Genomic DNA, 26,629 nt, shown 5'->3' on the forward strand with positions numbered 1-26,629 from the left:
CGTCAGGCCGATTCCGCCATAACCCAGCGATTGCGCCCCTGCTCCTTGGCCCGGTAAAGCGCCGCATCGGCCTGGGCCACCAGGGGTGCACTGGCATCGCGCTGCGCCGGAATGCCGCTTACCGCCCCCACGCTGACCGAGACATGCGTAGCGACGCCCGAGGCCTTGTGGGCCAGCCCCAGCGCTGCCACCGCAGCCACCACCCGTGCAGCCACGGCGGCGGTGCCGGCGGCGTCGGTATCGGGCAAGATCACGGCCAGTTCCTCACCGCCATACCGGGCCACCAGATCGCTGGCGCGCAGCATGGCACCCTGCACTGCAGCAGCCACCGCCTGCAGGCACGCATCGCCAGCCTGGTGGCCGTAGCTGTCGTTGTAGCGCTTGAAATAGTCCACATCGATCATCAGCAGCCCCAGCGGTTGCTCGCGCCGAAAAGCGGTCGCACAGGCTTCTGCCAGCCGGGTGTCGAAATACGCGCGGTTTGCCAGCTGCAGCAGCCCGTCGGTGCGCGAGAAGGCTTCCAGCCGAACATTGGCCAGCTTCAGTTCTTCATTGGTCTGGGCCAACTCTGCGGTGCGCTGGGCCACGCGGTCTTCCAGGTGCAGGTTGGCCCGCGCCAGATCGGCGTTCTGCCGGGACAGCACACGGTAAAGATTGCCAATCATCTTGATCAGGGCCTGCGTGCCGTGGTCTTGCGCCGCCCCCTCGCGCTCGAAGGCATCGGCCGGGGCAACCCCCTGGCGTATCAGGTTGATCTGGCGTGCCAGCGACTGGTCGATGCCCAGAATATGCAAACCCAGCCACGCCGTCAGAAACCCGACAAAGGTCTCCGCCGGATCACCCATGTCGGCGCGCCGCCCCCACATCGTGTTGACCTGCGCCACAAACTGCTCATGCAGGGCGTGGTGCACCGCGATGTGGCGCGCGTCCACCCCCTCGGAATGCATGAGGGCCTCTTCGTCGCTGAAATGCTCGCGGGTATAGGCTTCCAGCCGCCGGAAGGTATCGGCAAGCACCACCTCGCGGTTACCTTCCGCCAGAAAAAACGAGCTGCTGAGTTCATTGAAAAGGTCCACCAGCGCGTGGTGCTGCTGGTCCACCAGGGGCAGGCCGGTGAGCAGGTTCTGATCCCGGACAAAAGTTTCCATAGAGGCAGATAGGTGTTGTGTTCGAGTGGCCGGGCGTTCAGATGCGTCAATGCAAGGCGGCATTGTCAGCCCAGGCACCACACCGCGCAATGCATGGCCGGTTGTGTGGCTTTACCTCCGACTTGCCTTTCTCGCGTCACCGTCACCGTCACCGTGGGCGTAGGCGTGGGCGTGGGAAAATCTGCGCCTCCCTCACCTCCCCCTTTTCTTGGCACGGACCCGTCCGGTCCTCAAGCTCCATGATCGATCACCCCGGCGGCAGCGCCCGCACTTTTACCCTCAGCGATTTTGATTTTTCGCTGCCCCCCGCACTGATTGCCCAGCACCCCGCCCCGGAACGCAGCGCCTCGCGCCTGCTTGACGGCCGCGCCATGCAGCCCGTGGACCGCATCTTTCGCGAGCTGCCCGGCCTGCTGCGCGAGGGCGACCTGCTGGTGTTCAACGACACCCGCGTCGTCAAGGCGCGCATCTTTGGCGAGAAAGCCAGCGGCGGCAAGCTCGAACTCCTGATCGAACGTGTGCTCACCGGTCACGAGGTGGTGGCGCACATGAAAGTCAGCAAGAAGCCCCAGAGCGGCAGCACCGTGCACATGGCCGGCGGGCGCCAGGGCGGCGGCTTCGACGCCACCTTGCTGGGCCGTTGGCCTCATGAAGACGGCCCGCTGTTCCGCTTTGCACTGCACGGCCCGGCCGGCGAGAGCCCCTGGGAGCTGATGGAGCGCCACGGCCACCTGCCGCTGCCGCCCTACATCGAGCGCAATCAGAACACCGACCACGACCCCGACGCCGCCGAGGACAGCCAGCGCTACCAGACGGTATTTGCCCGCGCCCCCGGCGCCGTGGCCGCACCCACAGCGGCGCTGCACTTTGACGACGCCGTGCTGGCCGACCTGGCAGCGCGCGGCATCGAGCGTGCCAGCGTCACGTTGCATGTCGGCGCGGGCACCTTCCAGCCCGTCAAGACCGAGAACCTGGCCGAGCACCAGATGCACAGCGAGTGGTACGAGGTGCCCCTGGCCACCCTGGCCGCGCTGGAGCGCTGCCGCCAGCGCGGCGGGCGCGTGGTGGCCGTGGGCACAACGACGGTGCGCACGCTCGAATCCTGGGCGCGCTCGGGCCAGGCGAGTGGCGACACCAATATCTTCATCACGCCGGGCTTTCGCTTCCAGGTGGTGGACCTGTTGCTGACCAACTTCCACCTGCCCAAGAGCACGCTGATGATGCTGGTGAGCGCGTTTGCGGGCTATGCCCACATCATGGGCCTGTACCGGCATGCGATTGCGCAGGAGTACCGGTTTTTCAGCTATGGCGACGCGATGCTGCTGGAGCGCCAGGATTTGAAATAGAAAAGACCTCCAGCGCCTGATGGAAAAGCGCCAACAGCTATCTAATCAGTCGCAACTGGTGCCTCATGCGCCTGCCGAAACAGCCGCGCCTGCCCGAAATGCCCGCACCCGATGAACGGCACCGGCGGCCGCAGCGCCGACAGCGGCGAGGGGTGGTTGGCCGTGAGCACCAGGTGCCCCCGGTCGCGCGGAATCACGGCGCGCTTGCTCTGCGCGTGCGCGCCCCAGAGCATGAACACCACGGGCCGCTGCCCCTGTGCCACATGGCGGATGACGGCGTCGGTCAGCACCTCCCAGCCCTTTCCCGCATGGCTGGCGGGCTGGCCTTCTTCCACGGTGAGCGTGGTGTTGAGCAGCAGCACGCCGTTACGGGCCCACTTCACCAGGCTGCCGCCGGGGTCGGGCATTGCCGGGAAAGGCGTTCCCAGGTCGCGCTGCATCTCCTTGAAGATATTCTGCAGCGAGGGCGGCAGGCGCACACCCGGCACCACCGAGAACGCCAGCCCCTCGGCCTGGCCCCGGCCGTGGTACGGGTCCTGCCCCAGGATGACCACGCGCACCTCCTCGGGTGGCGTGAGTTCCAGCGCGCGCAGCGGGCGCGGCGGGAAGATGGTGGCACCGGCAGCCAGCCGGGCCTGCAGAAAGGTCAGCAGCTTGTGGCCGGTAGTGCTGGCGAAAAAGTCCTGCACCAGCGGCTGCCAGCCAGACGCCACGGGCCAGTCGGCCGGGTCGGCGCTTTGCAGTTGCGTGGGTGCATTTTGCAGATCATTCATGATCAAACTGGGTTCCTGCGTTTAACCAGAAAGCGCAAGCAACTATCGATTTTGCAGGTCAGGCGAACAGCTTGGCCAGCTCCAAACCCGGCTCCGGGGCGCGCATGAAGGCCTCGCCCACCAGGAAGGCGTGCACGCCAGCATCGCGCAGGGTCTTCACGTCCGCAGGCTTTAGGATGCCCGACTCGGTGACCAGCAGGCGGTCTTGCGGCACATCCTGGACCATGCCCAGCGTGGTCTGCAGCGTGACCTCGAAGGTGCGCAGGTTGCGGTTGTTGATGCCGACCAGCGGGGTCTTGAGCTTCAGGGCGCGCTCCAGCTCGGGGCGGTCGTGCACCTCCACCAGCACGGCCATGTCCAGGCTGCGGGCGATGGCCTCGAAGTCGGCCATCTGGGCATCGTCGAGGCTGGCCGCGATCAGCAAAATGGCATCGGCTCCCATGGCCCGCGCTTCGTACACCTGGTAGGCATCCACGAGGAAGTCCTTGCGCAGGACGGGCAGCTGGCAGCTCGCGCGGGCCTGCTTGAGGTAGTCCACGCTGCCCTGAAAGAACTGCTTGTCGGTCAGCACCGACAGGCAGGCCGCGCCGACCGTGCCGTCGCCATCGGCGTAGCTCTGGGCAATGTCGGCCGGGATGAAGTCGGCCCGGATCACGCCCTTGCTGGGGCTGGCCTTCTTGATCTCGGCGATCACGGCCGCCTGGCCTTTGGCGATTTTGGCGCGCAGCGCGCCTTCGAAATCGCGCGTGAGCACGCGGCTTTCGGCGTCGGCACGCATGGCGGCCAGCGGCAGGCGCTTTTTGGCGGCGGCCACTTCTTCGTGCTTGACGGCCACGATCTTGTTGAGGATGTCACTCATGGTTTTCAGCCTTGTGGTTGTCGTCGCCAGGCTCCGCAGAGCCCTGTTTCAGTATGCGGGTGAACACGCGGTGCATTGCCAGCCCCACCACCACAAAGAGCGCCGAGACGCCCAGTGCGATCCAGGTGCCGGGGTCGCGCCACATGCTGCGCTCAGGCCACGGTGGCCAGCGCATGCGTGCGCGTGACCAGCTCGCCCAGCTTGGCCTTGGCGGCGCCGCTGTCGATGGCCTGCTGCGCACGCGAGAGGCCGGCGGCGATGCTGTCCACCACGTTGGCCGCATACAGCGCGGCGCCGGCATTCAGGCAGACGATGTCGCGCGCCGCGCCGGGCTTGCCATCCAGCACATCCAGCACGATGGCGCGCGACTGCTCGGGGTTGTCCACGCGCAGCTGGCGGGTGCTGGTCATGGCCAGGCCGAAGTCTTCGGGATGCACTTCGTATTCGCGGATGGCTCCGTCCTTGAGCTCACCCACCAGGGTGGAGGCGCCCAGGCTGATTTCGTCGAGGCCGTCGCGCCCGTAGATGACCAGGGCGTGCTCGGCGCCCAAGCGCTGCAGGGCGCGCACCTGGATGCCCACCAGGTCTTCGTGGAACACGCCCATGAGGATGTTGGGCGCGCCGGCCGGGTTGGTCAGCGGGCCCAGGATGTTGAAGAGGGTGCGCACACCCAGCTCCTTGCGCACGGGCGCCACGTTCTTCATGGCCGGGTGGTGGTTGGGCGCGAACATGAAGCCGATGCCCACCTCGGCAATGCAGCGGGCAATGGCTTCGGGTGACAGGTTGATGTGGACGCCCAGGGCTTCCATGGCGTCGGCACTGCCGCTCTTGCTGCTCACGCTGCGCCCGCCGTGCTTGCTGACCTTGCCGCCGGTCGCTGCGATCACGAAGGTGGCGCAGGTGGAGATGTTGAAAGTGTTGGCGCCATCGCCGCCCGTGCCCACGATGTCCACCATGTGGCTGGTGTCTGCGACATGCACCTTGGTGGAGAACTCGCGCATCACCTGCGCGGCGGCGGTGATCTCGCCGATGGTTTCCTTCTTCACGCGCAGGCCGGTCACGATGGCCGCCGTCATGACGGGCGAGAGCTCGCCGCGCATGATGAGCCGCATCAGGTGCAGCATCTCGTCGTGGAAGATTTCGCGGTGCTCGATGGTGCGCTGCAGCGCTTCCTGGGGGGTGATGGGCATGGTTTTGTCCTTGCTGATGGGGTTTCAGGCCTTGGGGCTCTCAGTGAAGGCCAGCTTGAGTCCGAAGCCGATGAACATGACACCCGCCACGCGGTCCAGCCAGTGCATGCCACGCTGCACTGCGCCCACGCGGCGCGACATCCAGGCGGCCGCCAGCGCCCAGCCGACGTTGACCGGAATGGCATTGACGTTGAACAGCACGCCCAACAGCACGAAGGCCAGCGCCTTGTTCTCAATGCCCGGAGCGATGAACTGCGGCACGAAGGCCAGGAAGAAGATGGCGACCTTGGGATTGAGCACGTTGGTCCAGAAGCCGCCCAGGAACACGCTGCGCAGCGAAGCCGTCACAGGCGTGGCCGACTGCGCAGCCGCAAGGGCGGCGCCGTTGCCGCCGCCGGCGCGCGAGAACAGCATGCGCACCCCCATCCACAGCAGGTAGGCCGCGCCCAGCCACTTGAGCACGGTGAAAGCCGTGGCCGATGCGGCCAGCAGCGCGCCCACGCCCACGGCAGCGGCGAAGATGTGCACGAAGCACCCGGCCGTAATGCCCAGCCCCGCCACGATGCCGGCGCGCGCGCCCGAACGCAGCGCGTTCGAGACGATGTAAAGCACGTCGGGCCCCGGCGTGAGGTTAAGCAGCCAGCCCGCGGCGATGAACATCAGCAGCTGGTGGGTGTCGATGCTCACGCGCGCTGCTCCAGGAAGTTGCGCAGCATGGCGTGGCCGTATTCGGTAAGGATGCTCTCGGGGTGGAACTGCACGCCCTCGATGGCCAGCTCTTTGTGGCGCACGCCCATGATCTCGCCGTCATCGGTCCAGGCCGTCACCTCCAGCACCTCGGGGCAGCTCGCGCGCTCGATGGCCAGCGAGTGGTAGCGGTTCACCGTGAAGTGCTCTGGCAGCCCCGCGAACACACCTTTTTGCGTGGTGGTGATGACACTGGTCTTGCCATGCATGAGCTCCTGGGCGCGCACGATGGTGCCGCCAAAGGCCGCACCGATGGCCTGGTGGCCCAGGCACACGCCCAGGATGGGCAGCTTGCCGGCAAAGTGCTGGATGGCGGCCACCGAGATGCCCGCCTCGGCGGGCGAGCAGGGGCCGGGCGAGATCACGAGGCGGTCGAGCTGCCCGGCATTCAGGCGCGCTTCGATGTCTGCCACGGTGATCTCGTCGTTGCGATGCACTTCCACATCCGCACCCAGTTCGCCGAAATACTGGACGATGTTGTAGGTGAAGCTGTCGTAGTTGTCGACCATCAGGAGTTTCATGGCCTCACCCCTCATGTGCAGCGGTCTGGCGCAGGCGCGCAAACTCGCGGTGTTCATGGGCGATGTAAGCTTCCATCATGCTGCGGTAGATGGCCTCCATCACATCGGGCTCGCCGCCTTCGATCAGTGTGCGCGCACGCACGCGGTCCACGATGGCCTGGATGCGTTCTTCATCGCGCACCTGCGATGCGTCCTGCTTGATGCGCGCGGCCTGGGTCATGTAGCCGCCGCGCGTGACCAGCAGCGGCACCAGCACGTCGTCCAGCGCGTCGATGTGGCGACGCACATCGTCCATGGTCGTGCAATGCTGCACGTTGTTGATGGCCTGGCTCATTCCAGCCCCTCCTCGACAAGTTCGGCGGCGCGCAGCAGGGCGCGGGCCTTGTGTTCGGTTTCCTTCCACTCCAGCTCGGGCACCGAGTCGGCCACCACGCCAGCGGCCGCCTGCACATACAGCGTGCCGTCCTTGATGATGCCGGTGCGGATCGCAATGGCCACGTCCATGTCACCCGCGTAACTGAGGTAACCGCAGGCGCCGCCGTACACGCCGCGCTTGACGGGTTCGAGCTGGTCGATCAGCTCCATGGCATGCACCTTGGGCGCGCCGGTGAGCGTGCCGGCAGGGAAGGTGGCCTTGAGCACGTCCATGCTGGTCATGCCCTCGTTCAGCAGGCCTTCGACATTGCTCACGATGTGCATCACATGGCTGTAGCGCTCGACCACAAAGGCTTCGGTCACCTTGACAGTGCCCGTCCGGGCGATGCGCCCGATGTCGTTGCGCGCCAGGTCGATCAGCATCACATGTTCGGCACGCTCCTTGGGATCGTTGATGAGCTCCACCTCGGCGGCCTTGTCCTTCTCGGGCGTGGCACCGCGCGGGCGCGTTCCCGCCAGGGGCCGGATGGTGACCTTGGTGCCCGCATCGGTCTGCTCCTGGCGCACCAGGATCTCGGGGCTGGCCCCCACCACATGGAAGTCGCCGAAATTGTAGAAATACATGTAGGGCGAAGGGTTCAGCGAGCGCAGCGCACGGTACAGGCTCAGGGGGCTTTCCGTGTAGCGCTTGTGGATGCGCTGGCCCACCTGCACCTGCATGAAATCACCGGCGGCAATGAGCTCCTTGGCCCGGCCCACGGCCGCCAGGTAGTCGGCCTTGGCAAAGCTGCGCTGCGCGGGATGGCTTTCGGTGGCCTTGACCACGGGGGCGCTCACCGAATATTTGAGCTGGTCCTTGAGCTCGCGCAGGCGCTTCTTGGCCCGGGTATAGGCCTCGGGCTGGGCCGGATCGGCATAGACAATGAGATAGAGCTTGCCCGACAGGTTGTCGATGACCGCCAGCTCTTCGCACTGCAGCAAGAGGATGTCGGGTGTTTCCAGCGCATCGGGCGGGCAGGTGGTTTCGAGTTTCTTCTCGATGTAGCGCACCGTGTCGTAGCCGAAGTAGCCCGCCAGGCCACCACAAAAGCGGGGGAGTCCCGGGCGCAGGGCCACCTTGAAGCGTTTCTGGTACGCCTCGATGAAATCCAGCGGATTGCCCCGCACGGTTTCCACCACCTGGCCGTCGGTGACGACCTCGGTGCGCGCATCGGCGCCAAACCCGCTGGCGCGCAGCAAGGTGCGGGCAGGCAAGCCGATGAAGCTGTAGCGGCCAAAACGCTCGCCGCCCACCACCGATTCCAGCAGGAAGCTGTGCTTGCCCCCATCCTTGCTGTGGGCGAGCTTCAGGTACAGCGAGAGCGGGGTTTCCAGATCCGCAAAGGCTTCCACCATGAGCGGAATGCGGTTGTAGCCTTCGCCGGCCAGGCTTTTGAATTCAAGTTCGGTGATCACGGGGGAGACTCCCTGCTGGGGTGGCGCGCAGACCGCAAGAGAAGGGTCGGGCGCCGCTGTTCATCGGCGGGCTCCAGGCGGGGCCCAGACTGCACGCCGGGAATGAACCCAGGTGCCATCAGGTGTTCAGGCAGACAGGCCGACGCCAGGGCCAAGCTCCCCGGTCGCTGCGACCTGTGATGAACACGTGGTGTATGAACATGCCCAAAGTGTAGCAAAGGTCCTTGACCCCATGGAGGGCGCTGCACCCATTCACAGGACACAACCTCTCGAAAACCCTGTGGTGACAACCAGCGCTTCTTGCAACAATTAGAAACGAACGATCGTTCACTTCCAGGAGCCCTGCATGAAATTCCTCCATCGATGCGCCTTGTCGGCCGGTGCGTTTGTCAGTGCCTGTTGCATGGCGGCCAGCGCAACGGCCCAGCCCGTCACCGTCGCCGACGTGAAATACGAAGAAACCAGTGTGGTCGCAGGCAGCACCTTGCAACTCAATGGGGCGGGCGTGCGCTACAAGACCGTTTTCAAGGTTTACACGGCCGGGCTGTACCTGGAAAAGAAGGCATCGACCACGCCGGAAGCAACCTCCGTTCGCGGGCCCAAGCGCCTGAGCATCACCATGCTGCGCGAGATTGACTCTGCCGAGCTGGGCAAGCTGTTTTCACGAGGGATGGAAGACAACATGGACCGGGCCGCATTCTCCAAGCTGATTCCCGGCGTGCTGCGCATGAGCCAGATCTTTTCAGAGCACAAGAAACTGCAGGCCGGCGACCAGTTCATGATCGACTGGATTCCCGGGACGGGGACGGTCATCACTGTCAAGGGCAAGCCCCAGGGCGAACCCTTCAAGGAACCCGAGTTCTTCAATGCGCTCCTGAGTATCTGGCTGGGCCACGTACCCGCGGACTGGAAACTCAAGGACGCCTTGCTGGGCAAGCCTGCCTGAGTCCCGCGGACTCACCAGCCCCCCAACCTTCACGCTCCGCCAGGCCACTCAGGCCAGCAGCAGTTCCAGCGAGTCCACGTAACCGTCCGCATCCACGGCCTGCACCGGCAGGCCGTGGTTGTAGCCGTAGGTGACCAGCACCACGGGGCAGCCGGCGGCGCGAGCGGCCTGCGCGTCGTTGGAAGAATCACCCACCATCAGCGTGCGGGCGGGCTCGGTCTGCAAGGCCTCACAGGTTTTCAGCAGCGGCAACGGGTCGGGCTTCTTCCTGGCAAAACTGTCGCCACCGAACACCTGCTCAAAATAGCCGTCCAGCCCCTTGGCACGCAGGAGGGGCAAAGCAAACGCGGCCGGTTTGTTGGTCAGGCAGGCCAGCCGCAGGCCGGCCTGGCGCAGGGCCTGCAGACCCGCCACCACGCCGGGATAAACCTGCGCACAGTCGCCGTTGATGGACAGGTAGTGCTGCTGGTAGCTGGGCCAGGCACGGGCGTAGAACGCGTCTACTTCAATCGCTGTTGGCGCTTTACCTGCCTGGTCTAGAACGTGATGGAGCACTGAACGCAGCAAATGCTCGGAGCCCTTGCCCACCATCTGTTCTATGGCCGGCGCGGCAATCGCCGGCAACGCCAGGTCGCTCAGCATGCGGTTCAGGGCCTCGGCAAAGTCACCCAGGGTGTCCACCATGGTGCCGTCGAGGTCGATGATGGCGGCGTCCAGGGTGGCGTGGTTCGATCCAATAGAGTTCAGCATGGGCCGGCAGGGTTCGAGACAAAGCGCAGGATGTTACTGCGCCACGCGTTCATCTGCCGGAGTGCCGCGCCATCAACTCCAGCACATAACGGCTCGGAATCGCGTACGAAATGCCCGAGGGCTGGCTCATGGCCGATTCGCGCGTGCTCTTGACCAGCACCATGTTGATGACGCCCAGCACGGCACCGTTGCGCGGATCGAACAAGGGGCCGCCGCTGTTGCCAGGGTAGGCCGTGGCATCGAGCTGAAACACCTGCAATGGCCCGGCGCGCAGGCTGCGGATGGCGCGTTCGCTGAGCTGCTGCCCCGTCGGGCTGGGCAAGGCCATGGTGGTGATGGACGAAACGGTGGCGCGGTGGGTGACGCTGGAAAAACCCAGCACCCCGCCAATGGGGAAACCCATGAAAGCCAGATCGTCGCCCTCGCGCACCGACTCCGACACCACCACGCTCAAAGCCGCCGCAGCCGGCCCATCGATCTGCAGCAGGGCGAGATCATGCTCTGGGACGCTTTCCAGCACCCGCGCGGGACGCATGGTCCAAAGGCTCGCTCCCGCGCGCAGCTGCACGACCAGCGCCGGTCTGTCGGCCCCTGTGGCGCCGATGGCAGACACCACATGGGCATTGGTCACCACGCGCAAGCCGTCGCCCACCACGAAGCCGGTACCCACATAGCGAAACCGCGGTGTGTCGGTCGCCTGGTAGGTGCCCACCAGCACCACGGCAGGCTTGACCCGCTCCACCGTATCGGGCAGCTGCGCCAGTGCGCTGCTGCTCCATGCACCGTGGAACAGCAGCACGAGCGCCCAACGCATCCACCAGCATGTGGGGTTCATGGTTTCTCCTTGGGAAAGAGGCCGCGCAGCGTCTTGCGCAACAGGTGCGGCAGCAGCAGATGCGGCGGCATGCGCAGGCGGTGACCGTGCAGGTAGAGCGTGCTGCGCGCCAGTGGCGTCCACGCATCCGCAGTGGAGGCGTGGTCGGGCCGCAGCATGCGCAAATACAGGGCATCGCGCAAGCGATGCATCCAGGCCTGCTGGCCCACGCTGCCCGCCAGCGCCGCCACGGCGCCTGGCGGCACGGGGGTGTCCATGATGGTGTGCGCATAGCGCAGCGCATGGTGCAACGGCCACTGCAAGTCCAGCTCTGCCGAGCGCGCCAGCAGGCCTGGCCAGAAGCCGGGCACGGCAGCAAACTCGCGCAGCAAGGCGTCAAGGTCCACCACGCCCCTGAATCCGTGCGCGAAGTCGCTTTCGTGGAAAAGGTGGGCGGCACTGTGCAGCACCATGTCGGACGGTGCAAGCACGCACACGCCCGGCTGACCGGGCAGCGCCTGCGCCGCCTGCAGCAGGCGCTGCGTGCTGGGCCGGGCCCTGGCGGTGGGAGGCACCAGGGCATGGTGCACATCCAGTATCGTGCCGCGGCGCAGGTGCCGCAGCGGCGGCAGCTCGTGCATCCAGGTGCGGTAGTAGTGCTGGTCGTAGGCGTCGCGGTTGGCATGCACCCAGCCGGCCATCATCAAGGCGGTTTCCACGTCGGCCAGGCGCTCGCGCGGCACCAGAATGTCCACGTCCGAAACCATGCGCCCCAGTGATGCCTGCAGACCCGCCAGGGCGTAGGCGCCGCCTTTGAGCAGCACCACGGGCAGGCCTGCTGGCTGCAGGGCACGCGCTATCTGCGCCACCTCGAAGCGCAGCTCGCGCTGCTGGCGTGTCGCCAGGGCCAGTGCCGATGCCAGGTGCGGGCGCGGTGCAGGGGCCACGGCGTCCCACGCGCCGTGGGCCTGCGCCAGTGCGGCAATGCGCGCCAGCACGTCGGCGCGGCGCGCTTGCCGCACCACCACATCCCATTCGGGCAACGTCAACCGGCTGGGCTGCGGCGCCGGACCCAGCAGGTTCAGCAGCGGCTGCATTGCGTTGCCCTGCATCAAGAATCCCCCATGGACGGCGGTTGCAACGCGTCGAACCAGGCCAGGGCCTGGTCGAGCTGGCTGTAGCGCAGATCAAAGCTGTCGCAGGCATCGACCAGCCGGACCAGGGCCTCGAAGCCTGCACGGCCGTGTACGTGCTGGTTGAAGCTGTTGCGCGCCAGCTCCACCACGGTGGTGGCTCTGGTGCGCGCCTGCACCTGCAGCGTGGCGCCGCGCTCGTACCGGGGAAAGACCACCCAGGCAGGCAGGGCGCGTTCGTCGGCGCGGGCCAGGCTCTCTGGCTGCACCTTGAGGTGGGCGACCGTGCCTTTTTGCGTATCGTGCGCCACCGGCCCCAGGACGCAGCCGGGTGCACGATCGCGGATCACAGCGATGGAATCGTTCTTGAGGCTGATGGGCCGCGGCGAAGGCACGACCCAGCCACTGCCGGGCTCCAGCAGCGTCAATTCATCGGACAGCAGGCGCCAGCCATGGAGCATGAGGGCCGCGCACAGCGTGCTCTTGCCCGCGCCCGGTGGCGCCGGCAGAACCACGGCGCGCCCGCCCCTTTCCAGCACCGCCGCATGCAGGCTGATCCACTGATGGCAATGGCTGGTCACGCACCAGTTCAGGCCCCACTCGAAAAGTGCAAAGGCCTCGCCCTGCGCCAGCGGCGTGAAAGGTTGGCCTCCATCCAGCTCAAAAAAGCACAACGGGCGAAACCATGGGCGACGCGGCTGCACTGCCACATGAAAGTCGCTGAAACCGCCCCCGTCCAGCGGGGCCAGCGGGTGGTCTGCATAAAGGCGTTCCAGCCCCTCGGCCACCACGGTAATCCGGCTGCGCACCCGCACCACAAAGGGCGGAATCACGATAGCCAGGCCGTCTCCACCCAGCAGCCTGCCGAGCTGGAGCCTGGACAGTGAAGACAACAGGGGTTGGGTGTTCACGCGCCGCAGGGTTCGATAAAACCCAGGAATTCGAATTCACGCAGCATCCTGTCCACGCTGCAAACATCTTCCCAAGCAGGCGCCTCACCCAGCAGCGTCCGGGCCAGGCTCTCGGCGCAAGACTGCGGCACCGTCAACAGATGGCGCAGCACCTCGCCCGCCATGGGGCTGAGCGCATGGATATCGCCACTGGCTTCGTCGTACACCACAGCGCCGTCGGGCCACAGCTGCAGCCCGTAGTCTGCGCGCCGTGGGCAATGCCAACGCGTTGCAGGTCCACCCGGCGAGGGTCCCGCATCAGCCGTAACGGCGCGCACCGTAGATGGTTTCAAAATAGGCGGTGGTTTGTGCATAGTCCCACTGGGCACCGGCAAACGGACTCCAGTTGCCGCGCCCGTTCCAGATGGCATTGCATTGCGCGGTGGAGAGCGCCAGCACGTCGCGATCATCGTGGAATTCGAGCGCTGTCAGATAGGCCGCCACCACATAGCGGGCCAGCACAGTATCGCGGTCATGGCCCTCGTAGCCCAGCACATCGCCCAGCGTCACGCGGCGCCCATATCTGCCTTCGGGATTGGCGGCAAACCCGCATTCCTGAAATTTCCTGGTCTTGAGTTCGCTCTGCCTGACTTGCCACTCTGCTGGCGTGCGAACTTCGCAATCGGTCTTGTAGCGGGCATTGCTGACCCGCCCCTGGTTGGCTTGCAGCGACGCAAAGGCCGATGTGGTCACACCACGGCCCTGGCCGCCACCCGTGGCTCCGGCCAGAACGGTGTTGCTCTTGAGCGCCATGACCACGGGTGCGGCGCTCAGACCCGCACGAACCATCTGACGGCGGCTGACTCCGTGGGCATCCTTGCCTGGTGCCGCGCCAGACGGTGTCGATGGGGTTTCGGGTGTTTTCATGGCTGCCTCCAAAGCAGTTCAATTTGTCTCGCTGGCGATACCGCGTTTCACCAAGGCTCCCAAGCCGATCGCCCGTCCAGCGCGCAACGGCGATTCACAATGTTTTCTTGAGGCGGTCCACCTCGGCCTGGGCAGAAAACTTGTCTCCTGCCGCACTGAGCTCGTCGAGCAAGGCACGGGCAGCATCCTTGTTGCCCGCCTTGATCTGTATTTTGGCCAGGTTCAACTTGAACGCCAATACTTGCGGCTGCAGCTGAACCACCTTCTTCTGCAATTCCACGGCGCGCTCATGCTGGTTGGCGGCAGACAGCAGCATGGCCCAGGTATCCATGAACGCGGGTTGATTGGGTGCCAGGGCATTGGCACGTTCGACATCGGTCAGGGCACCGTCTTGGCCGAGCTGGCCCTTGATCCAGGCCAGATTGTTCAAGGCGGCGGCGTTGTTGGGCTGAAGCGCCACCACGCGCTCGAACTGGCGCAGGCTCTCTGGCAACTCATTGAGGGTGAGAGCCCGGGTCCCCAGGTAGAAGGGGAAGGCAGCATCCTTGGGCTGGGTGCGCAGCCACTCGGCCGCCCATCGGTCGGCTTCGGGTTTCTTTCCGGCCGACAGCAGCACGTTATGCAGCCGCATCGCCAAATCCGGGCTGGCCACCTGCTTGAGCCCCGCGCGCAAGGCCTCTGCGGCCTTGTCCCAGGCCTTGCCGGCTGCGTGGATCTCACCTTCGAGCACGTAGCCTACCGCCTCCTTGGGTCTTTGCTTTTGCACCGTGCGGCTGATGGCCAAGGCATCGCCGGGCTTTTGCACCGCCATCGCCAAACGGACCTGTCCTTGCTGTGCCTCCAGCGAATTGGGTTCAATCTCCAGCGCCTTGCGCAGGTTCTGGCTGGCCGCGGCACGGTCGCCCGCCACCAGGTTGGCACGGGCCATGCGCAGGTAGGGCAGGGACGACTGCGGCTGCAGCGTGGCCATGCGGTTGAAGCTGGCCTGCGCCTGGTTGTGTTCGCCGTTGGCCGACTGCGCGCGCCCCAGGACATCGAGCAGTTGCACATTGTCAGGCAGTGCGGCCACCGCTTGCTGCGCCACCGTCAGCGCATCTTTCGGCTCGCTGTTGCGCAGGTGGTGCTCCGCCAGAAGCAGGCGCGGAATGGGGCTGCTGGGCGCCGCATCAATCACCTTGCGCAAAAGATTCGCCAGCTCCGACTTGTCCGCGCCATTGGCCGCACGCAGCTCCACCAGCGCCAGATGTGCTTGCACATTGCCCGGCTGCCGCTTGATCGCGGCCTCCAGGCGTGCGCGCGCATCGTCTGGCCGCTTGTCGGCGTTGTCGAGCACTGCCAGCACGCCCACCGCAGGAAAATAATTGGGATCGATCTCGAGAACCCGCTCCATGGCCTTGCGTGCACCGGCGGTGTCATGTTGGAGCAACAAGGCGCGGCCACGCAGGAAGACGGGCAACACGTCCGCTGGACGTTTTTTTTCCAGCGCATCAATGGCCTTGAGGGCCTGCTCCACCTTGCGCTCCTGCAGCAGGGCATTGATCAGGGCCATGTCTGCCACCACACCATCGTCAGATGCCGCAATGCTCTGCAATTCCCCCAGCGCGGCATCGCCCTGCCCCGATGCCAGGCGGCTGACAGCCAGGGATGTGCGTTTGACCGGGTCTTTCGGATCCAGACTGGACGCCCGGGCGAAGTAGCGCTGCGCGCGATCGACCTCGCCGTGGAGCATATATACCTGCCCCGCCAGGGCCACCATGCCGGGGTCGCGGTCGTTGCGATCGATATCGGCCGGCAGTGCCGACAATGCCTTGTCCAGCCGGCCCAGTCGCACATAGGCCGTCACCAGGCCGCGCCGGGCCATGGGCAGCCCGGCCTCCAGCTGCAGGGCCTTGGCCAGCAGGGCCTCGGCCTGAACGTAGGCACCCAGGCGCAGCTCCGCCATGCCGGCCAGCTCAAGCGCCCGAAAATTGTCGGGAGTGAGGCGCATCAGCTTCTGCGCGTGTTCCTGTGCTGCCTTGAAATCATTTTTTGCGTAGGCCAGCATGGCTTGCAAATACAAGGTCTGCGGCTTTCCGGGCGCCGCCTGTGCCAGCCTCTTCAAGGCGCCAGCGGCGGCCTCTGTCTTGCCTTGCAGCAACAGCAGCTGAACAACCGCGGCCTGTCCCTCCTTGTAGGAGGGATGGACCTGAAGCGCATCCCGGTACGCAGCCATCGCCGCATCCATGTCGCGCTTGCCATAAAGCAGCAAATCACCACGCAGCTTGAGCGCCTCGCCGGCGGCAGCAGACTGCCGGGGAATCTTGTCCAGCCCCTGCAGCGCAGCATCCACATCGCCGCGCTGGGCACTGGCACGGGCCAGCTCGATGAGCGCAGGCGCATGGTCGGCCTTGGCCTTGAGCGCCTCATCGATGCTTGCGCGGAACTTGTCTTCCTCGCCCTGGCGCAGCCAGGCAATGGCCACGGTGGTCTTGAGACTTGCCTGCGCTGGGGCACTGGCCAGCTGCAGGCCGGCATAGTCGGTCGTGATCTTGCGGTCCTGTCCGCCCAGCCACAGGGCTTCGGCCAGCTGCGGCACCACTTCGTCCGGGGATGCCCCCAGATCCTGTGCCTTCCTGAACTCGGTTTCAGCGCCCGCAATATCACCCGAAAGCTGCAAGGCCTGGCCCAGCAGGAGGCGTGCCTTGGCGGAGTCAGGATGGTCCTTCAGCACATTCTTGAGCTGGATGATGGCCGCTGGCGCATCATTGCGCGCCAGGTAGCCCTGCGCCGACGCCATGAGCGCATCCGGATTGCCGCTACCGCAAGCCGAGACCAGCAAGGCCGCAGCAAGCGTGGCGACAGGAACCATGGAACGCAAAAGGGGAGCCTTCATGGACGTTCTCCATAAAAATGGTTCAGGGCTTGAGGCCCAGCCGGTGCATCAGGTCGTACAGCGTGGGACGGCTGACACCGAGCAGGTCGGCCGCCTTGGCCACCGTTCCGTCCGCCCGGGCAAGCGCTGCAATCACCGCCCGCTGCTCGGCCGCCTCGCGCGTCACGCGCAGGTCCAGTGATCGATCCCCCTCTGCGCCATCGGCGCCGGCCAGCCCGACATCTTCGGCAGTGATCTGATGGCCATCGGCCATGATGGTGGCCCGCTTGATGCAATTTTCGAGCTCGCGGATGTTGCCCGGCCAGGGGTGCGCCTCGATCGCACGCAGCGCATCATCGGCCAGCGTCAGGTTGCGACGGTGCTCCTGACCAAACCGGCGCACGAAGGCGTGTGCCAGCAATGCAGCATCGCCCACCCGCGCGCGCAGGGGCGGTATCTCCACCACGATTTCCGCCAGGCGGTAATAGAGGTCTTCTCGAAACCGCCCCTCTTTGACGCATTGCGCAAGGTTCTGATGGGTTGCACACACAATGCGCACATCGACGGCAATTTCCTGGCGCCCCCCCACACGCTCGACGACACGCTCTTGCAGGAACCGCAGCAGCTTGGCTTGCAAGGCCATGGGCATGTCCCCGATTTCATCGAGCATGAGCGTGCCTGCGTGCGCTGTCTCGATCTTGCCCGGCGTGGTCTTGGCAGCGCCTGTGAAAGCCCCTTTTTCGTAGCCGAAGAGTTCGCTTTCGAGCAGGTTTTCAGGAATGGCTGCGCAGTTGATGGCCACGAACTTGCCATTCCTGCGGTGGGACTGCTGGTGCAGGCCGCGCGCCAGCACCTCCTTGCCCGTGCCGCTTTCGCCCAGCAGCATGACAGAGGCATTGGTGTTGGCGACTTTCTCGATGGTGCGGCAAACGCGCAGCATCTGCGGGTCGCGGGTCAACAGGCCCGCCAGCGCATCGGGTGTCTGCATCGCCTGCAGCCGCTTGTTCTCGGCTTGCAATTGGTGCAGCCTGAAGGCACGTTCCACGCCCAGATGGAGGACTTCAGGCTCAAACGGTTTGGCCAGGAAATCGTAGGCCCCCATGGCAACGGCCTTGAGCGCGTTGGACTGGTCATTTTGCCCGGTCAGCACGATCACCTTGATGTCGGGATCCGCGCCAAGAATCTGCTCCAGCAGCTTGAACCCCTCGGTGACCGAGTCGGCATCGGGGGGAAGACCCAGGTCCATGGTCACGACAGCTGGCGCGTGCCGGCGCAATTGCGCCATGGCGCTTTCGCGATCATGGGCGGTGACGGATTCAAAACCATCCAGCGACCATTTGATCTGCTTTTGCAGCGCCAGGTCATCCTCAACAATCAGCAGAGGCTGCAACTTGTCCGGGCTCATGCCCCCTCCTGTGGATGTAAACCGAAATCACGACCGATCTCAAACAAGGGAAGCAGCAGACGCACCACGGTTCCCTGGCCTACCTTGCTGTCCACGGAAACCTTGCCGCCGAGCTCCTGCACGTACTGGAAACTTTCGTAAGTTCCAATCCCCATGCCCGCCTCCTTGGTGGTCTGAAACGGCTTGAACAGACGCGTCTGGACAAACTCCTCGGTCATTCCCTGGCCCTCGTCTCCCACTTCGACACGGGCATGGCTACCGAAACGATCCACTTTCACCCATACCCGGTCATCGGCATCCGTAGCGTCGAATGCGTTGTGCACCAGGTGTCCGATGATGCGCTCCAACCGGTCAGCCTGTCCACGGGTAAAGATCTGGGGCGCGACCTCCAGTTGCACGGTGCGCCCGTGGCGCAAGGCATTGGCCGCCAACCGCTCAGCGATCTTGCACAGGTCCACGCCCACGGTCGTATCGCCGGGCGCGGCGTCTCCGCGCAATTGCAGCATCAGCTGGCGCATGCGATCCAGTGAGTTCTCGACCGTCATCAACATGTCGGCCTGGAACTCCGGGTTGTGCTGCAGTCGCTTCGCGTTCTTGACCATGAGCGACAGCTGGGCAACGATATTTTTCAGATCGTGCACCACAAAGGCCGACATGCGATTGAACGCTTCAAATTTGCGCGACTCCAGCAGCGCCTCGGTGGCCTGTATTTGCGCAAGAAAGCTCGCAGCCTGGCGTCCGGCAGTTTTCAAAAGATCGGTGACTTCCCAATTGACGTCCACCCGCGTACGCGGACTGGCCAGCAACACAAAGCCCAGCAAATCCGGGCCTTGCCACAGCGGGACCAACAGCCAGGCCTGCGGGTACTCGGCCAGCCACTCGGGCAAACGCAAATCGCGGTAACGCTCGGGCGAAGCGCGGAGCTCCTCCAGATTGACCACCCACCCGGTGGCGCGCATGAAGGCAGGGAGTTCTGCATTCTTGTCCAGGGTCTGGGTCGTGGAGGCCAGATTCCACCGGGCCACCTGCCGGTACTGGTCGTCTTCCGGGCGCAGCAGCCACAACGCGCCCGCGGGACTCTCCAACATATCGGCAAGGCCCCGCACCACGTTCTGGCCCGCCTCCTGGGGGTGCGCCTGGCTTGACAGCGTGGCGGTGAACTTCAGCCATTCGTCGCGGTAGTCAAAGCGGTAGCGAAAAAAATGCTTGCCCAGAAAGACGCGCAACTTGGCGCGCAAAGAGCCCGAAAGCGCCAACGCCAACGCCAGCACCAGGCCCACAAAAACCAACCCCAATTGCAAGGCGCCGCCCCATTCACCACCAAAATAGCGCACGTAGTAACCAACACCCGCCATAAAGAGCAGGTACAGCCCCACCAGCGCCAGCGTCGCGGAGTGAAATACCACCTTGCGCGAGACGCGTATCTTGGCGATCCAGTTGCGGTGCCGCGTAGTGGCCAGCAGCAGAAACGGCACCATCAGCGCGTGCACGAACGGCCTGGCAGCAAAGGCATCAGGGTCCACCCCCTGAAAAAGCACACCTTGGGAAAACAGGTACAGGTCAAACAGGAAGGTGCCCGCCAGTCCCAGGCAAACCGGTTTGGCGCTCCACAGCGAATCGTCAGGAAGATTGCGGAACAATTGCTCCACCAGAACCAGTCCGCCAAGCGCCAGGAACACCATGAGAAACAGCTGCCCCACCACCCCGGCCAGGACACTCATGATCACAATCAACGCGGGCACACCCAGCAAGCCCGCCGACGCAAACCCAGGCAACCACCGATACCACGGGCCATGCACCACACCCGCATCAGGCTTGAAAAAAAGGGCCAGAAAGACACCCCAGCAGAGATAGCGCAGCAAGTCGGCCGACTGCGCCGCCAGCCACCACGCAGCGCCCACTGTCAGCGCCAGCAAGCTGAAGCCACTCCAGATCACCGTCAGCAGTGCAGCCGCCAGCATTGCCACACCAATGCGATTGACCGGCACACGCAGATATTCCTGGCGGAGCAAGCGCAGTGCCAGCAAGGCGTAGGCCCCTGCCGACAAAGTCAAGCCCCAGTAAGCCAGGGCAGTTTCACTGTTGTTCATGGCGATGCGAGGTGGGCCGATTTTTACTGCGCACCTTTGCCCGTCAGAACCACACCCACCGTTTCGAAAAGAATGACCAGATCAAGAAACCAGGAGTGGTTTTTGACGTAGTAAAGGTCGTATTGCAACTTGTGCTGCGTATCCTGGATGGATGCCCCATAGTGATAGCGCACCTGGGCCCATCCGGTTAATCCTGGTTTGATGCCATGCCGCAATGCGTAGTAAGGAATTTCGAGCGTGAGGCGGTCCACAAAATAGGGGCGCTCAGGCCGGGGCCCCACCAGGCTCATGTCACCCTTGAGCACGCAAAACAGCTGGGGGAGTTCATCGATGCGCAACTTTCGAATGATTTTTCCAATGCGCGTGATCCGCGCATCTTTGGCACTGGCCCAGCGGGGGGTGCCGTCTTTTTCCGCATCATTGCGCATGCTGCGAAACTTGATCACATTGAAAATCCGGCCGTTGAGTCCGACGCGCTCCTGGCGATAGAGAACAGGCCCACCACTTTCGAGATAAATCAAGAGCGCCGTGACCAGCATCACGGGTGCGGAAATTAACAACAACACTATCGCCCCCACCATGTCAAACAGCCATTTGACGATCGAGCGCACCCATCCCTGCTTGAACCCGTCGCCAAAGATCAGCCATCCGGCAGACACCGCATCCAGGTGGATCTGCCCCAGAAACTGCTCGAAATGGGTGGCAATGTCGATGACCTGAATACCATTGAGCTTGCAATCGAGCAATTCACGCATCGGCATGCTCCCGCCGCGGCGCTCATTCAGGGCCACCACAATTTCATCCACACGGTGATTTTTCACCACATCGGTCAGTGTTTGCCCCGAGGAAAGAATGTTGCGCTCGGAAACGCTGTGTTCTTTTTCCTGGGGTCCGGAAAAATAACCGACCAATTCGATCCCTGAATCATTGGCCTGTAACGATTGACCCACGATGCACGCACGTGGTCCCGTACCAAACACCAGGACACGCTGGCGCGTGTACGACACAGGCAATATTTCGCCACCGAATAATCGAATGATCAGCAGCCCGCTGACGATCAACAGCAGTGCCACCAGTGCCTGTTCATTCTGGTAAGGGGACTGCAGCGGCAAGAGAAACAAGATCCCGCTGGCAATCGCCATCGAGAACAGAAAGGAAAGTACAGCCCGCGCCCGGACCTGACCCACGGTCAGTTTGCTGGGGCGCTCATACAGGCCAAGGGCGAAATTCACCGTGAGAATACCGACGGCCATCAACCCCCCTCGTACGACTCCCGAGGCGATCGCCACAACATTGAACATGCCCATTCCTGCCTGCATCGTCAACGAGACAATCAACGTGCCAACGATCAGCACCGAATACAGCATGACCTGCAACATGGTGCGTCGGTGAAAATAATGGCTGAAAATCTTGATCATTGCCACGCCCCGCCAAGTCCGATCGCCGGATGCCAAAATACATGCCAGTAAATCGCCCTCGCTCGGCAATTCATGCAACAAAACGTTTGCGCTGCATTCCAGTTATCGACATGTCAAAAGTTGCTTGACAACCCAATGAATCCAAGTCAACCACCACCTCCCGTCGGATTCAATACACGGTGGTTCAGTGATGGGTTGCGGACGAGGGGAGATACGATAAGCAACAGCCACAGCATAATGGATACACGTGGAATTTCAATGGTGCTAATTACCGCTCCAATCAGTAGGGTGGTAGCAATTGAAACTCCCACCACAAGGGCCAAAGCGTTTTGCCGGGCAGCACCTTGAGCGGCCAGCACCAGCGCCCCAACCGCCCATGCGGCCAGCACCACCCATCCCAGCAATCCACGCTCGATCAACAGTTCCAGCTGCATGTTGTCGATATGCCAGGGCAGGAAGTTCGCATGGGCGATGCTGCTCCAATGCCGCGGCCCTTGTGCAAAAGCTGCATTTTTGAGGATCTGCCGGCCCTGTGGATCGATCAGCTCCACCGCGTCCAGGCGCACAGGCGTCTTTGCCTGCACCACCGTGATCGAGAGCACACCTTCTCTCCAGGCAGAAAGGGCACCCTCCGGCACAAAAGCGGGGCCTTGCAAACGCGCTTCCAGCCAGCCGCCCGCGTCATCGCCTGACGCAAGCACACGGGGCATTTGCTCCTGACACCGGAAGGAGTACAGCAGATGCCGCTCACACAGCTGCACCTTCAGCAACGCGGACGCCCCGGCGTACCCGTGCAGGCGAACGCTGTAGGCGCCGCCCGGCGCCAAAGCCACGCGCTGGGCCAGCGCCAGTTCGCCCTTGACACCCGGTCGGGCAGGCCCCGAAAGCCACACCTGGGTGCGCCCACTCGTACCACGCACCCAGCGCACCTGGCCTGGCAAGGCGCCCTCCAGGGTCTGCGTGCTGTAATGCGCCGGCAACCGTCCCAGCCCCAGCCCAAGGACCCACTGGCCGGGCGTCTTCAATAAGTCCACACCGCGCTGCCAGTGGGCAAACCGCTGGTAGAGGTCCTGATCGGATCGGGCCAGCCGACCCGGCATGAATGAGCCGCCCAGCAAAACACCCAGCGCTTCCACCACCAAGGCCACCAGCAGGCACACCATTGCCCGCCGATGCCAGACAGAACCATCCGGCGCGACAAGGTGATATTTGTGAGCCAACACGGCCAGCGCAATCAATGCCAACGCCACAGACAGATAAACGCCGCGTGAGTACGTCATGAGAACCGCATAGATCGACACCAGCACCAGCGCCGCCGCAGCCCACCAGCGCCAGCCATGCGGTGCAATCCATGCCGCCCACCAGGCAAACGGCAATGCCAACGCCAGATAGACGTCGATGGCGCCGCCGCCGACATGCATCTCCCAGAACCAGGCCGTAATGCGATAGTGGTCGCTGAAATCCAGGCCACCCACGTAAACGCCGCGCTCCCACACCACCGCGGCGCAGACCAGTGCCAGCCCGGCGACCATGCCCCGCGCCAGCCGCAACGGGGCGCCCTCGCCCGCGCGGTACAGCACGGGCATCAGCAGCAGCCCCCACACCAGGCTCTTGGCCACACGCAGCGTATTGCCCGGCAAGTCGTAGTCCCCGTAAACCCCCTGGGCCCACAGGTCCGCCAGCAACGCGGTCCACGGCGCGGCGCCACGCGCATCGTCCAAGCCGCGCCACACGCCCAGGAGCAGCACCGGTGGCAGCACCCAGTACACCCAACGCATGCTGCGCGGCGTGCGGTGGATCACGGCGGCGGGTCTGCGCCATGCATCCAGGCTCCAGCGCAGGCAGGCGCCGCCCATGGCAGCAAGTATCAGCAGGTCGGATTCGTCCACCAGCCACCAGCCCGTCCAGGGCGCGAAACTGGCCACCGGCAAAAACGCTGGCAACATGAACCACAGGTCGCCAGGCCGCCAGGCGGCCCAGGCCACGACGATGCACAGCACCGCCACGGCCAGAGCGGGCGCCACGGGGTGCTGCCCGGCGACCCCCAGGGCTGCCGTCGCGAACCATAAGCCGCACAAGCCCGGCATGCCCGCACGGACAGCGGCGGACGTTGAGTTGCCTGCTTCTACACCAGCACTTCGGGACATGGCGGATGCCCCAAAAAGGCCTGCGGGCTGGCCGTCGCGCCATAGGCCCCGGACTGGAACACCACCACCAGGTCGCCGGGCTGCGCCACGGCCAACTCCATCCGGTCGGCCAGCACATCCAGCGGGGTGCACAGCGGCCCCACGACACAGGCGGTCTCGCGCTCGGGCGCCTGCAGCCGGTTTCCGATCACCACCGGGTAGTTGCGCCGGATCACCTGGCCAAAATTCCCCGAGGCGGCCAGATGCTGGTGCATGCCGCCGTCGGTCACCAGGAACACCTGTCCACGCGAGACTTTGCGGTCAATCACCCGCGCCACATAAATGCCCGCCTCGCCCACCAGATAGCGCCCCAGTTCCAGCACCAGCCGCGCCGCAGGCAGCGCACGCCCCAGGTCGGCCTGCACCTGTGCCAGGGCATGGGCCACGGGAGCGAGGTCCAGCGCGTGCTCACCCGGGAAATACGGTATGCCCCAGCCACCTCCGAGGTTGACGTGGCGCACGGGTGCGGGTGCATCCTGCGCCAGGCGCAGCACCAGGTCGAGCGAGCGGCGCAGGCTCTCTGCAATGACGTTGCCACGCAGGTTCTGCGAGCCCGGATAGAGATGAAAGCCCTCGAACGCCACGCCGTGCTGCACCATGCCGCGCAACAAGGCCGGCACCTGCTCGGCGTCGATCCCGAAGGGCTTGGGGCCGCCACCCATGTGCATGCCGGCACCGCGCAATTCGAAATCCGGATTGACGCGCAGTGCCACGCGCGCCGGCCGCCCCAGTGCCTGCGCGGCATCGGCCAATACCCGCAGTTCGCGCGCCGACTCCACATGCAGCAACACCCCTGCGGCCACGGCCTGGCGCAACTCGGCATCGCTTTTGCCCGGCCCCGCAAAGCCGATGGACTGGACATCCGCGCCGGCATCCAGTGCCAGCTTGAGTTCGCCAGCCGAAGCCACGTCCATGCCATCGACCAGCGGGCGCACGAAGCCCACCAGGGCCGGCATGGGATTGGCCTTGATGGCGTAGTGCAGGTGCACGCCCTGCGGCAGCACCTGCCGCACGGCTGCGATGCGCGCGGCGATCAGCGCACGGTCGTAGGCGTAAAAGGGCGTCTGGCCGACCCGCTCGGCCAGCAAGGACAGCGGCATGCCGCCGACCTGCAGTTCATCGCGGGAGGTGTCGAATCGATCCATATTCCTGTATCCAGCGTTGGCGGTCCAGCTTGCCATTGGGGCTGCGCGGCAGCGGCTGGCGGACCCAGTCCAGTGCTTTGGGCAGCATGTATGCGGGCAGATGCGCGCGGCAATGCGCCAGAAGGGCCGCACTGTCTGCGTCGGCGTTGCCGCTGGCCTTGGGCGAAGCCAGCAGCGCCGCGCAGATGGCGCTGCCCAGCGCCTCGTCAGGCACCGCATGCACCAGCGCTTCGGCCACCAGGCCGCTGGAATACAGCACCTCTTCCACCTCGGTGGGACTGACGCGGTAGCCCGATGTCTTGATCATCTCGTCGCGCCGGCCCACAAAATACAGGAACCCATCGGCATCGCGACGCACCGTGTCGCCCGAGTACACCGCCCGCTCCGGGGCACGCCAGTCGCCGCCGGCGGGCAGCAGGTCCGCAGGCCAGGGCCTGAAGCGCTGCACGGTCGCCTCGGGCTGCCGCCAGTACCCCAGGGCCACCAGCGGACCGCGATGCACCAGTTCGCCAGGCTCGTTGACGGCACACTCGCTGCCGTCTTCGCGCAGCACGCGCACCTCGGCGTTCGGTATCGCCCGCCCGATGGAATCGGGTCGCCGGTCCACCTCGTCGGGCGGCAGATAGGTGGAACGAAACGCCTCGGTCAGTCCATACATCAGAAAGGGCGAGGCTGCGGGCGCCAGATCGCGCAAGCGCTGCAGCGTGGCCCGGGGCATGCGCCCGCCGGTGTTGGCCCAATAACGCAGATGTTGCGCGGCACCGGCCGGCCAGTCCAGCGCCGCCAGCTGCATGTACAGCGGCGGCACCGCGGTCAGGCCCGTGACCCGCTCGCGCACCATGGCCTGCAATACATCGCGCGGCAACAGGTAGTTGAGCAGCACCACGCGCGCGCCCACCAGAAAGGCCGTGGTGAGCTGGCTGAATCCGGCGTCGAATGACAGTGGCAGCACTGCCAGCAAAGTGTCATCGGCGTGGTTGTGCAGGTAGCTGGCCACGCTGGTGGCACCGGCCACCAGATTGCGGTGCGACAGCACCACCCCCTTGGGCTGGCCGGTACTGCCGGAGGTGTAAAAAATCACCGCCACATCCATGTCCAGCAACCGGGGCGGCGCAACCGGCTGACTGGCCAGCACATCGGACCAGGCATGCACCCCAACGTGCGCCGAAAAAGCATCTGGAGCGGCCGGCAGGTGCCCATCACACAGCACCACGTGCCGCAGTCCGGGACAGCTGGCCAGCACCGGGGCCAAAACCGCCAGGCGCGCAGCGGATGTCACCAGCACCTGCGCTTGCGCATCTTGCAGAATGTGCGCCACCTGCCCCGCCTTCAGCAAGGGGTTCACGGGCACCAGCACACCGCCTGCGGCAGGTGCGGCAAAGCTGGCCACCACGGCTTCCACCCGCTTTTCCAGGTACACCGCCACGCGGGCCCCGCGCTCCAATCCCAGGGCCAGCAGGCCCGCCGTGCAGCGCTCCATCTGCGACTGCAGGTCGGCATACGACAGGTGCAAGCCCTCCACCGTCAAGGCCGTATGACCCGGCCAGCATGCGGCTGCCCGGGCCGGCAGCTCGTGCAGCAAGACGGGGGGCACTCCGCTGTGGAAATCCGACGCTTCGGGCATGTGACGGATGGTAAGCCATTGCCATGCTGCGCAGTG

At 64.8% G+C, this 26,629-nt stretch carries 24 protein-coding genes; 2 read left to right on the top strand and 22 right to left on the bottom strand.

Features of this window, described 5'->3' with window-relative positions; all coding sequences use genetic code 11:
• Positions 1 to 2: 2 nt before the first annotated feature.
• Positions 3 to 1,148, bottom strand: a complete 1,146-nt coding sequence (locus BLW02_RS09285; RefSeq protein WP_092698025.1) for a GGDEF domain-containing protein — start codon at positions 1,146 to 1,148, stop codon at positions 3 to 5.
• Positions 1,149 to 1,387: 239 nt separating this feature from the next.
• Between BLW02_RS09285 and queA the strand changes: the two genes are divergently transcribed.
• Positions 1,388 to 2,494, top strand: coding sequence for a tRNA preQ1(34) S-adenosylmethionine ribosyltransferase-isomerase QueA (gene queA / locus BLW02_RS09290; protein WP_092698026.1), 1,107 nt, complete (start codon positions 1,388 to 1,390; stop codon positions 2,492 to 2,494).
• Positions 2,495 to 2,535: 41 nt separating this feature from the next.
• Here the strand turns inward: queA and BLW02_RS09295 are convergent, their stop codons facing one another.
• From BLW02_RS09295 to trpE, 8 genes are read right to left on the bottom strand one after another with little or no spacing between them, the layout of a single operon-like run.
• Positions 2,536 to 3,267: a uracil-DNA glycosylase gene (locus tag BLW02_RS09295; protein ID WP_092698027.1), complete on the bottom strand. Its 732-nt coding sequence runs from the start codon at positions 3,265 to 3,267 to the stop codon at positions 2,536 to 2,538.
• A gap of 58 nt (positions 3,268 to 3,325) precedes the next feature.
• Positions 3,326 to 4,126, bottom strand: coding sequence for an indole-3-glycerol phosphate synthase TrpC (trpC, locus tag BLW02_RS09300; protein ID WP_092698028.1), 801 nt, complete (start codon positions 4,124 to 4,126; stop codon positions 3,326 to 3,328).
• Complete coding sequence (locus BLW02_RS20020) at positions 4,119 to 4,271, bottom strand: hypothetical protein (protein ID WP_167544069.1); 153 nt, start codon at positions 4,269 to 4,271, stop codon at positions 4,119 to 4,121. The genes trpC and BLW02_RS20020 overlap by 8 nt, the downstream gene beginning before the upstream one ends.
• Before the next feature lie 7 nt (positions 4,272 to 4,278).
• Positions 4,279 to 5,316, bottom strand: coding sequence for an anthranilate phosphoribosyltransferase (trpD, locus tag BLW02_RS09305; RefSeq protein WP_092698029.1), 1,038 nt, complete (start codon positions 5,314 to 5,316; stop codon positions 4,279 to 4,281).
• Between the two features lie 24 nt (positions 5,317 to 5,340).
• Positions 5,341 to 5,976 carry a LysE family translocator gene (locus BLW02_RS09310; protein ID WP_092698050.1) on the bottom strand — a complete coding sequence of 212 codons (636 nt, stop codon included), beginning with the start codon at positions 5,974 to 5,976 and terminating at the stop codon, positions 5,341 to 5,343.
• Positions 5,977 to 5,999: 23 nt separating this feature from the next.
• Positions 6,000 to 6,584, bottom strand: coding sequence for an aminodeoxychorismate/anthranilate synthase component II (locus BLW02_RS09315; RefSeq protein WP_092698030.1), 585 nt, complete (start codon positions 6,582 to 6,584; stop codon positions 6,000 to 6,002).
• Positions 6,585 to 6,588: 4 nt separating this feature from the next.
• Positions 6,589 to 6,918: a chorismate mutase gene (locus tag BLW02_RS09320; protein ID WP_026435349.1), complete on the bottom strand. Its 330-nt coding sequence runs from the start codon at positions 6,916 to 6,918 to the stop codon at positions 6,589 to 6,591.
• The gene (trpE, locus tag BLW02_RS09325; RefSeq protein ID WP_026435350.1) at positions 6,915 to 8,414 is read right to left on the bottom strand and encodes an anthranilate synthase component I; all 1,500 of its coding nucleotides are present in this window, start codon (positions 8,412 to 8,414) and stop codon (positions 6,915 to 6,917) included. Before trpE ends, BLW02_RS09320 begins: the two co-directional genes overlap by 4 nt.
• A 346-nt stretch (positions 8,415 to 8,760) precedes the next feature.
• On the opposite strand from trpE, the gene BLW02_RS09330 reads away from it, so the two are divergent.
• Positions 8,761 to 9,360, top strand: a complete 600-nt coding sequence (locus BLW02_RS09330; RefSeq protein ID WP_026435351.1) for a chalcone isomerase family protein — start codon at positions 8,761 to 8,763, stop codon at positions 9,358 to 9,360.
• 48 nt (positions 9,361 to 9,408) lie between these two features.
• Here the strand turns inward: BLW02_RS09330 and gph are convergent, their stop codons facing one another.
• The 13 genes from gph to BLW02_RS09390 form a co-directional block, all read right to left on the bottom strand.
• Positions 9,409 to 10,110: a phosphoglycolate phosphatase gene (gene gph, locus BLW02_RS09335; protein WP_092698031.1), complete on the bottom strand. Its 702-nt coding sequence runs from the start codon at positions 10,108 to 10,110 to the stop codon at positions 9,409 to 9,411.
• A 49-nt stretch (positions 10,111 to 10,159) separates the two neighbouring features.
• Positions 10,160 to 10,945 (bottom strand): S1C family serine protease, encoded by a 786-nt coding sequence (locus BLW02_RS09340; RefSeq protein WP_092698032.1) that lies wholly within the window; start codon positions 10,943 to 10,945, stop codon positions 10,160 to 10,162.
• The gene (locus BLW02_RS09345; RefSeq protein WP_026435353.1) at positions 10,942 to 12,036 is read right to left on the bottom strand and encodes a nucleotidyltransferase domain-containing protein; all 1,095 of its coding nucleotides are present in this window, start codon (positions 12,034 to 12,036) and stop codon (positions 10,942 to 10,944) included. The genes BLW02_RS09340 and BLW02_RS09345 overlap by 4 nt, the downstream gene beginning before the upstream one ends.
• The gene (locus tag BLW02_RS09350; protein WP_034711791.1) at positions 12,036 to 12,968 is read right to left on the bottom strand and encodes an HprK-related kinase A; all 933 of its coding nucleotides are present in this window, start codon (positions 12,966 to 12,968) and stop codon (positions 12,036 to 12,038) included. The genes BLW02_RS09345 and BLW02_RS09350 overlap by 1 nt, the downstream gene beginning before the upstream one ends.
• Entirely contained in the window at positions 12,965 to 13,378 is a 414-nt protein-coding gene (locus BLW02_RS20310; protein ID WP_342029665.1) for an HPr-rel-A system PqqD family peptide chaperone, read from the bottom strand. The genes BLW02_RS09350 and BLW02_RS20310 overlap by 4 nt, the downstream gene beginning before the upstream one ends.
• A complete protein-coding gene (locus BLW02_RS19925; RefSeq protein WP_159433780.1) occupies positions 13,266 to 13,874 on the bottom strand; it encodes a hypothetical protein in 609 nt (202 codons plus the stop codon). The genes BLW02_RS20310 and BLW02_RS19925 overlap by 113 nt, the downstream gene beginning before the upstream one ends.
• Positions 13,875 to 13,968: 94 nt before the next feature.
• Positions 13,969 to 16,746: an XrtA/PEP-CTERM system TPR-repeat protein PrsT gene (gene prsT, locus BLW02_RS09360; protein ID WP_092698033.1), complete on the bottom strand. Its 2,778-nt coding sequence runs from the start codon at positions 16,744 to 16,746 to the stop codon at positions 13,969 to 13,971.
• A gap of 22 nt (positions 16,747 to 16,768) precedes the next feature.
• Positions 16,769 to 18,130 carry a PEP-CTERM-box response regulator transcription factor gene (prsR, locus tag BLW02_RS09365; protein ID WP_026435358.1) on the bottom strand — a complete coding sequence of 454 codons (1,362 nt, stop codon included), beginning with the start codon at positions 18,128 to 18,130 and terminating at the stop codon, positions 16,769 to 16,771.
• The gene (gene prsK / locus BLW02_RS09370) at positions 18,127 to 20,220 is read right to left on the bottom strand and encodes an XrtA/PEP-CTERM system histidine kinase PrsK (protein WP_092698034.1); all 2,094 of its coding nucleotides are present in this window, start codon (positions 20,218 to 20,220) and stop codon (positions 18,127 to 18,129) included. Before prsK ends, prsR begins: the two co-directional genes overlap by 4 nt.
• A gap of 23 nt (positions 20,221 to 20,243) precedes the next feature.
• A complete protein-coding gene (locus BLW02_RS09375; RefSeq protein ID WP_092698035.1) occupies positions 20,244 to 21,638 on the bottom strand; it encodes a TIGR03013 family XrtA/PEP-CTERM system glycosyltransferase in 1,395 nt (464 codons plus the stop codon).
• Between the two features lie 146 nt (positions 21,639 to 21,784).
• Entirely contained in the window at positions 21,785 to 23,785 is a 2,001-nt protein-coding gene (locus BLW02_RS09380) for a hypothetical protein (protein ID WP_139285344.1), read from the bottom strand.
• Positions 23,764 to 24,969 carry a pyridoxal-dependent decarboxylase, exosortase A system-associated gene (locus BLW02_RS09385; RefSeq protein ID WP_092698036.1) on the bottom strand — a complete coding sequence of 402 codons (1,206 nt, stop codon included), beginning with the start codon at positions 24,967 to 24,969 and terminating at the stop codon, positions 23,764 to 23,766. The genes BLW02_RS09380 and BLW02_RS09385 overlap by 22 nt, the downstream gene beginning before the upstream one ends.
• Positions 24,941 to 26,593, bottom strand: coding sequence for an acyl-CoA ligase (AMP-forming), exosortase A system-associated (locus BLW02_RS09390; RefSeq protein WP_092698037.1), 1,653 nt, complete (start codon positions 26,591 to 26,593; stop codon positions 24,941 to 24,943). The genes BLW02_RS09385 and BLW02_RS09390 overlap by 29 nt, the downstream gene beginning before the upstream one ends.
• Between the last annotated feature and the right edge of the window lie 36 nt (positions 26,594 to 26,629).

The sequence above is a fragment of the Acidovorax soli genome, assembly GCF_900107605.1.
In the GTDB taxonomy this organism is placed as follows: Bacteria; Pseudomonadota; Gammaproteobacteria; order Burkholderiales; family Burkholderiaceae_C; genus Acidovorax; species Acidovorax soli.

Coding starts and splice junctions, on each gene's coding strand:
- BLW02_RS09285 (WP_092698025.1), bottom strand. CDS start 1,148: ATGGAAACTTTTGTCCGGGATCAGAACCTGCTCACCGGCCTGCCCCTG.
- queA (WP_092698026.1), top strand. CDS start 1,388: ATGATCGATCACCCCGGCGGCAGCGCCCGCACTTTTACCCTCAGCGAT.
- BLW02_RS09295 (WP_092698027.1), bottom strand. CDS start 3,267: ATGAATGATCTGCAAAATGCACCCACGCAACTGCAAAGCGCCGACCCG.
- trpC (WP_092698028.1), bottom strand. CDS start 4,126: ATGAGTGACATCCTCAACAAGATCGTGGCCGTCAAGCACGAAGAAGTG.
- BLW02_RS20020 (WP_167544069.1), bottom strand. CDS start 4,271: ATGTGGCGCGACCCCGGCACCTGGATCGCACTGGGCGTCTCGGCGCTC.
- trpD (WP_092698029.1), bottom strand. CDS start 5,316: ATGCCCATCACCCCCCAGGAAGCGCTGCAGCGCACCATCGAGCACCGC.
- BLW02_RS09310 (WP_092698050.1), bottom strand. CDS start 5,976: ATGTTCATCGCCGCGGGCTGGCTGCTTAACCTCACGCCGGGGCCCGAC.
- BLW02_RS09315 (WP_092698030.1), bottom strand. CDS start 6,584: ATGAAACTCCTGATGGTCGACAACTACGACAGCTTCACCTACAACATC.
- BLW02_RS09320 (WP_026435349.1), bottom strand. CDS start 6,918: ATGAGCCAGGCCATCAACAACGTGCAGCATTGCACGACCATGGACGAT.
- BLW02_RS09330 (WP_026435351.1), top strand. CDS start 8,761: ATGAAATTCCTCCATCGATGCGCCTTGTCGGCCGGTGCGTTTGTCAGT.
- gph (WP_092698031.1), bottom strand. CDS start 10,110: ATGCTGAACTCTATTGGATCGAACCACGCCACCCTGGACGCCGCCATC.
- BLW02_RS09340 (WP_092698032.1), bottom strand. CDS start 10,945: ATGAACCCCACATGCTGGTGGATGCGTTGGGCGCTCGTGCTGCTGTTC.
- BLW02_RS09345 (WP_026435353.1), bottom strand. CDS start 12,036: ATGCAGGGCAACGCAATGCAGCCGCTGCTGAACCTGCTGGGTCCGGCG.
- BLW02_RS20310 (WP_342029665.1), bottom strand. CDS start 13,378: ATGCCATCTGGAACGGGCGCGGCAACTGGAGTCCGTTTGCCGGTGCCC.
- BLW02_RS19925 (WP_159433780.1), bottom strand. CDS start 13,874: ATGAAAACACCCGAAACCCCATCGACACCGTCTGGCGCGGCACCAGGC.
- prsT (WP_092698033.1), bottom strand. CDS start 16,746: ATGAAGGCTCCCCTTTTGCGTTCCATGGTTCCTGTCGCCACGCTTGCT.
- prsR (WP_026435358.1), bottom strand. CDS start 18,130: ATGAGCCCGGACAAGTTGCAGCCTCTGCTGATTGTTGAGGATGACCTG.
- prsK (WP_092698034.1), bottom strand. CDS start 20,220: ATGAACAACAGTGAAACTGCCCTGGCTTACTGGGGCTTGACTTTGTCG.
- BLW02_RS09375 (WP_092698035.1), bottom strand. CDS start 21,638: ATGATCAAGATTTTCAGCCATTATTTTCACCGACGCACCATGTTGCAG.
- BLW02_RS09380 (WP_139285344.1), bottom strand. CDS start 23,785: ATGTCCCGAAGTGCTGGTGTAGAAGCAGGCAACTCAACGTCCGCCGCT.
- BLW02_RS09385 (WP_092698036.1), bottom strand. CDS start 24,969: ATGGATCGATTCGACACCTCCCGCGATGAACTGCAGGTCGGCGGCATG.
- BLW02_RS09390 (WP_092698037.1), bottom strand. CDS start 26,593: ATGCCCGAAGCGTCGGATTTCCACAGCGGAGTGCCCCCCGTCTTGCTG.